Genomic DNA, 6,567 nt, shown 5'->3' with positions numbered 1-6,567 from the left:
TTTTTCAAACCCCTGCGCAAATTTTTATTTTTCCTGCTTATCTTTATTGTAGGCGATTTCCTGCAGTTTGAAAAGCAGAACGCAGAATTTGTTGACAATCTTTCAGATTTGTTGTGTCTTTCGTTTCTTTCGCAAAACAACCGGCGCTTTTTCAAATAGAACGATCGAAAAGGCGGCATGCGCCGCCTCCGGCTTATTCTTCCTTCAAAGCCTGAATTTGGGAAAATATCGCGATCGTGGAGGAAACCGTGAACGTGGCGTTCAGCTCGCCGGACGAATCGTCGGCATGGTTCTGTGGCCCCCGGCCGTCTTCCGGTTTGCCGCCCATCGGACCTTCCTGATCCGCCGGCGGTCCGGCTTCCCGATCCGCTTCGTCAGCCGGGGATTCTCCTTGCGGGAATTCTCCTTGCGGCATCTCGCCCTGCGGGCCTTCGCCTTCCTGACGCTGACCAGGTTTTCGGCCTTCGTCTTCCGGAAATTCACCTCCCTGCGGGCGCATCCCCATGCCCCTGCTTAGCGCAGTTTTGGTATAGCTCAGCTCCGTCAGCCCCACCGCTGAGGTAACGGGAGTGATCAGACCGCCAAGGTCTTCGCCTTCGACGGTTTCCGCCTGAGCCAGCGTATAGTCCTGTTCGCTGAGCTGCGGACTGGAATAGACCAGCACTGTGTAGTCATTGGCGGCAGCCAAGCCGGCGACCGGCTGTCCCGCGTTGTCAGAAAGCACAAGCTTCCCGCCGGCATTCTGCGTCTGAGCGAAGCTGAATACCATCACATTCTGCGTGGACGCGGAATCCACGTCATCAAACATATTCCCGCTGGCCAGTACCGTGCCGCCATGAATCAAAATCCCGTTGTCAGAGTCCAAGCCGCTGTCCATGCTTACCGGGTTCGCCGCGGCGATGACCGTGCCGCCGTTGATGACAATCCAGCCGTTGGAATCAATGCCGTCGCCTTCCTGACCAGCGCCGGCATCACACCGCACAGTTCCGCCGTTGATCGTGATCACGGAAATACCGTCTTCATTGGCATTCAAACTGTCGTCAGCGGAATGAATGATCCAGCTGCCGCTGTTGATCGTCATGTGCATGGAAGTCTCAATGCCTTCGTTGCTTGCTTCGACCCGCAGGATACCGGTGCCCGCGGTTTCCCCGCTGAGGTTCAGCGAAACCTTGGATTCGATCGCGGCGTCGTACTTATGCAGCTTTTTCGTCGTGCCTTCCTTATAGATTCTGGCAACGTAAGCACCTGATACATAGTTCTCTGTTCCATCCGCGACAATCAGGTTAAAGCCGGCCGTTCGGGTATCCACCGTGCTGAGCGCTTCTTCCCCAGCACATTCATAGGCGTTATACACAATGATCGCCGGGGCGACGGTACAGGTAATCTCAGCCTGATCAAGAATCAGATTGACCACGGCGTTGGGATCGTCTTTGGCGTCCTCGCCTAAATCAATCGCGATCTGGCCGGCGCTGAGTTTTCCGCTGACGCGGTAGGTTCCCGGTTCGCGGATCGTGATTACGGTATGCGCCTGCGCTTCCTCCGCGCTGTGTTCATCTTCCGCACCCCCTTCGCCATAATCAGCGCCCTGACCGGCTTGATAATAGACAATGTCGTGCGAAAGCTGCACCGCACCGGTTTGATCAGCCGGCTGAGCGTTGATGAGAATCTGATCGTCGCTCAGCTGAATAAGCGTCGCTTCTGTTTGGGATACCGGAGTCTCTGTTGAAGAAGCGGAGGGAAAGGCGCTGCATCCGCTTAGGATCAAACTGAAGCCCAGCAGCGCCGCAAAATAATTTCGTTTCATGGGTTCACCTCATTTTCAGACGAAAATAGTATATTCCTTGAACACGAACGCTGCGTGAACAACAGGAGGTGTTTCTCTGAATTTTATCATTCCGCTTTGATTGGATCCGGGGAACGAAGAGTTTCTTTTTCAAAAAAAAGCGACTGATTGCTCAATCGCTTTTTAGACTCACTTATTTGCCGATCTGCTTGGCAACTTCTTCTGCGAAGTTTTCTTCGCGCTTTTCCAGACCTTCGCCGACAGCGTAACGAACGAAGCTTTCGACTTCCGTGTTCGCAGCCTTCAGGATCTGAGAAACCTTCTGGTTCGGATCCTTGAAGAACGGCTGGTCAACCAGGCACATTTCCTGCAAGGACTTGCTCAGACGGCCTTCAACGATACCCTGCAGCACTTTTTCCGGCTTGTTGGCCAGGGATTCATCGTTCTTCATGATTTCCATCTGAACGGTTCTTTCCTTTTCAACAACGTCTGCCGGCATGTGGTTGCGGGAAACATAGCTCGGGCTCATCGAAGCGACCTGCATCGCCATATCTTTGGCGACTTCCGCATTATCGCTGTTCTTCATGACCACGCAGGCGCTGATCTTGCCGCCCATGTGCATATACGTTCCAAAAATGTCGTTGTCTGCTTTTTCAACGATTTCAAAGCGGCGCAGCGTGATCTTTTCGCCGATCGTCGCGGTGGCGTCGATGAACTTGCTTTCCAGCGTCGCCCCATTGACATCCAGCGCTAAGGCTTCTTCCAACGTCTTCGGAGCCGCTTTCAGAATCACGTCGGCAGCGGTATTGATCAGATCCAGGAACTGTTCGTTCTTGGCGACGAAGTCCGTTTCCGAGTTCACTTCGATCAGGCACGCGCGGTTGCCGTCGGTGACGACGCGGGTCAGACCTTCAGCCGCGATCCGGCCAGCCTTCTTCGCCGCTTTGGCGATTCCCTTTTCGCGCAGCCATGTGATCGCCGCTTCCATGTCGCCGTCGCATTCGGTCAGGGCTTTTTTGCAGTCCATCATGCCTGCGCTGGTTCTTTCGCGCAGTTCTTTAACTAATGCAGCGGTAATTGCCATGATTATTCAGCCTCCTTCGCAGCCTCTGCCGGTTTCGCTTCGGCAGCCGGAGCCGCTTCCGCAGCCTTGGCGGCTTCTGCGTTTTCGCGTCTTGGTGTGAAACGCTTGTTATCGCCGTAGCGGTTGTTGCGCGGACGGCGTTCTTCGTTTCTCTGACGACGGCGGCGTTCGTTTTCTTCCGCCTGCTGTTCAACGTTGATGATGACTTCCTTCATCGTGATGTCTTCGGCTTCCTGATCTTCCTGGTAAGCATAGCTTAACAGACCGCCCTTGGTTTCAACGATCGCATCCGCCAGTACGCCGATGATCAGCTTTACCGAACGAATCGCGTCGTCGTTGGAAGGAATCGGGAAATCGACTTCTTCCGGATTGCAGTTGGTGTCAACCATCGCAAAGACCGGAATGTTCAGCTTCTTCGCTTCCGCAACCGCGTTGTGTTCTTCCTTCGGGTCAACAACGAAGATCGCATCCGGCAGCTTCTTCATTTCTTTGATGCCGCCTAAGAAGTTTTCCAGACGAGCCGCTTCCTTGCGGATCTGAGCGACTTCCTTCTTCGGATAGACGTTGATCGAACCGGAAGCTTCCATTTCTTCAATTTCCAGCAGACGCTTGATGCGCTTCTGAATCGTGCGGTAGTTCGTCAGGATGCCGCCCAGCCAACGCTGGTTGACATAGAAGGAACCAGAACGCAGCGCTTCGTCCAGAACGACGCTCTGAGCCTGCTTCTTTGTGCCGACAAACAGAACCTTGCCGCCCTTTTCCGCAATCGCCTTCATCGCTTCATACGCTTCGTCCAGCTTCTGCTGCGTCTTCGCCAGGTCGATGATGTAGACGCCGTTTTTCGCCGTGTAGATATACGGTTTCATCTTCGGATCCCAACGACGGGTCTGGTGTCCGAAATGAACGCCGCTTTCGAGCATTTTACGCATAGATACAACTGACATTTTTAATTTCCTCACTTTCCGTTATATCCTCCATCACTTCCAACACTGCAACTTGATCGCTCAAGCACGGAGCAGTGAATCCATGATGTGTGTAGTGCACCCTTTATTCGCGGATGCCATGTATTAATATATCATAAGGCACTCCTGGATGCAATCCAAAAGTGCCCTGTTTAAGCCTGATTTTAACTAATTTTGACAGTTTTCCGATTTTTTAGAATGGATTGTGAATGCGGATGCGCTGCGTCAACCGATTGCTTAAGCCGATCGACGGTCACATGCGTGTAAATCTGCGTCGTTGACAGCGAGCTGTGCCCCAGCAGTTCCTGGACTGTGCGCAGGTCGACGCCGTTGTCCAGCAGATGCGTCGCGAACGAATGCCGCAGCATGTGCGGATGCAGCGGCTGGTTCAGTCCCGCATCCTGCCCAGCCTGGGCCAGAATCAGCTGCACCGCCCGCGGCGTGATCGGCGCCCCGCGCTGCGATACAAACACAAAGCCGTGCTCTTCCTTGAGATACAGCGCCCGGGAATCCCGCAGATACCGCATCAGCAGTGTTCTCAAACGTTTATAGAACGGCACGATCCGCTGCTTGTCGCCCTTGCCGGTCACCGTCAGGATCCGCTCATTGAGATCCAGCTCGGCCAGGGTCAGCGAACACACCTCGCTGACGCGCAGCCCGCAGGCATACATCGTTTCCAGAATCGCGCGGTTGCGCAGCGCCGCGGGATCGTTCAGATCGAACGAATCGAACAGCGTCATCATCTGATCAAACGTCAGAAACTCCGGAATCGTGCGGTTAAGCTTAGGCGCACGCAGCCCCCGCGTCGGGTTGACCTTGACGCCTTTGTACCGGATTAAATAGTGATAAAAGGACCGCAGCGTCGACAACATCCGCGAAAACGAGCTGTCGCTGATCTTGCCGCGGGTAATTTTGCCGCTGCGCAGAAGCGTGACATAATCAAACATCACCGCTTTGTCGACCTGACCGAAATCCGTAATCTTTTTTTCAGCCAGATAGGCTGCGAAGCGTTCCAGATCACGGCCGTAGCTGTCGGCGGTGGCTGGGGAACCGCTGCGGCGGGCCACGATGAATTCAACGAATTCCTCAGCCACGCTCATCAGCTGTTTTTTCGCGGCTTCTTCCGGCGTTACTTCGTGTTCCATGACAGCGACTGCTGAAACTGCGCCAGCTCGTTTAACGCCTGGATGCCATACGCTTCCTTGCGTTCGCTCTTTTTCACTTTCTGCACTAACGGCAGAATGCCGAAGTTTGCGTTCATCGGCTGGAAATGCTTCGGGTCGGCATGCGTGATGTAATGCGCCATCGCGCCGATCATGCATGTCTGCGGAAACGGCTCCGGCGTTAACCCCAGCACAAGCCGGGCGCATTGGAGGCCGGCATTTAAGCCGCTGGCCGCCGATTCGATATACCCTTCCACCCCGGTCATCTGCCCCGCGAAAAACAGATCTTCGCGCTTGACGGTCTGGTAAGTCGGCCGCAGGCAAAGCGGCGAATTGATATAGCTGTTGCGGTGCATGACGCCATAGCGCAGGATCTCGCAGTTTTCCAGGCCCGGAATCATCCGCAGGATGCGGCGCTGTTCCGGCCATTTTAAATGTGTCTGGAAGCCGACGACGTTATACATGCTTGCGGCGGCGTTGTCCTGACGCAGCTGCACGACGGCGTAAGGCCGGCTGCCGTCGGGACGTTCCAGACCGACCGGCTTCATCGGGCCGAACAACAAGGTCTTTTCCCCGCGCCGCGCCATTTCCTCAAACGGCATGCAGCCTTCAAAATAAATCTCTTTTTCATGTTCGTGGACAGGCGCGCTTTCCGCGTGGATTAAGGCGTCGTAAAACGCCTCGAACTGAGCTTTGTCCATCGGACAGTTAATGTAATCCGCCTCGCCCTTATCGTAGCGGGATTTGTAATAGGCTTGGGTAAAGTCGATGCTGTCCTTGTCGATGATCGGCGCGGCCGCATCGTAAAAGTAAAAGGATTCCTGATTGAAAAACGCCTGAATCTGCCGGCTCAGCGCGTCGCTGGTCAGCGGGCCGCTGGCGATAATACACGGGCCTTCCGGAATTTCCGTCACCTCGCGATGAACGACTTCAATTAACGGATGGCCGCTGACTTTTTCCGTCACCGCTTCTGAAAACGCTTCACGGTCGACCGCCAGCGCGCTGCCGGCCGGCACTTTGTATTGATCTGCGACGCTCATGATGACGGAATCCAGCCGCCGCATTTCCGCTTTCAGCACCCCGACGGCGTTGGTCAGAGCGTCGGAGCGCAGCGAGTTGGAACAGACCAGCTCGGCAAACTTGCCTGTCTTGTGCGCCGGCGTCATTTTTTCCGGCCGCATTTCGACTAACGTCACCGCGATGCCCCGCTGTGCCAGCTGCCAGGCCGCCTCGCAGCCCGCCAGCCCCGCGCCGACGACCGTTACCCTACTCGTCATCCTTTTTCTTCCCTTTCCGGCGGAAGGTTGGTTTCTTCTCGCCTTCGATATTTTCAATATGCCGGCACTTCGGGAAATTGGAACAGCCCAGGAAATAGTTGCCATAGCGGCTTTTGCGCTTGAGCAGCTCGCCTCCGCATTCCGGACAGATCTTGCCGGTCGGCTCCGGTTTTTCTTTTTCCGGCGCTTCGATTTTGCGCGTGTATTTGCATTGCGGATAGTTCAGGCAGCTGATGAACTTGCCGAAGCGGCCCTGGCGGATGACTAACTCGCAGATCGGAAGAGCGTCGTGTAGGGA

Annotated in this window: 6 protein-coding genes; all 6 read right to left on the bottom strand. The window is 55.0% G+C overall.

Annotated features, from left to right (window positions below):
• Positions 1-193 precede the first annotated feature (193 nt).
• Positions 194-1,804 (bottom strand): carbohydrate-binding domain-containing protein, encoded by a 1,611-nt coding sequence (locus tag AC5OW4_RS13840; protein ID WP_072683524.1) that lies wholly within the window; start codon positions 1,802-1,804, stop codon positions 194-196.
• A gap of 172 nt (positions 1,805-1,976) precedes the next feature.
• A complete protein-coding gene (gene tsf / locus AC5OW4_RS13835) occupies positions 1,977-2,867 on the bottom strand; it encodes a translation elongation factor Ts (RefSeq protein WP_072683525.1) in 891 nt (296 codons plus the stop codon).
• 2 nt (positions 2,868-2,869) lie between these two features.
• Positions 2,870-3,811 carry a 30S ribosomal protein S2 gene (rpsB, locus tag AC5OW4_RS13830; RefSeq protein WP_039865011.1) on the bottom strand — a complete coding sequence of 314 codons (942 nt, stop codon included), beginning with the start codon at positions 3,809-3,811 and terminating at the stop codon, positions 2,870-2,872.
• Between the two features lie 182 nt (positions 3,812-3,993).
• Positions 3,994-4,974 (bottom strand): site-specific tyrosine recombinase/integron integrase, encoded by a 981-nt coding sequence (xerA, locus tag AC5OW4_RS13825; protein ID WP_083538424.1) that lies wholly within the window; start codon positions 4,972-4,974, stop codon positions 3,994-3,996.
• Entirely contained in the window at positions 4,959-6,269 is a 1,311-nt protein-coding gene (trmFO, locus tag AC5OW4_RS13820; protein WP_072683526.1) for a methylenetetrahydrofolate--tRNA-(uracil(54)-C(5))-methyltransferase (FADH(2)-oxidizing) TrmFO, read from the bottom strand. Before trmFO ends, xerA begins: the two co-directional genes overlap by 16 nt.
• The coding region (locus AC5OW4_RS13815) for a topoisomerase DNA-binding C4 zinc finger domain-containing protein (RefSeq protein WP_493677105.1) at positions 6,259-6,567 on the bottom strand (309 nt) is incomplete at its 5' end. The genes trmFO and AC5OW4_RS13815, both read right to left, overlap by 11 nt.

It is taken from the genome of Holdemania sp. (assembly GCF_986127675.1).
This window is presented reverse-complemented; position numbering and strand designations above follow the sequence as displayed.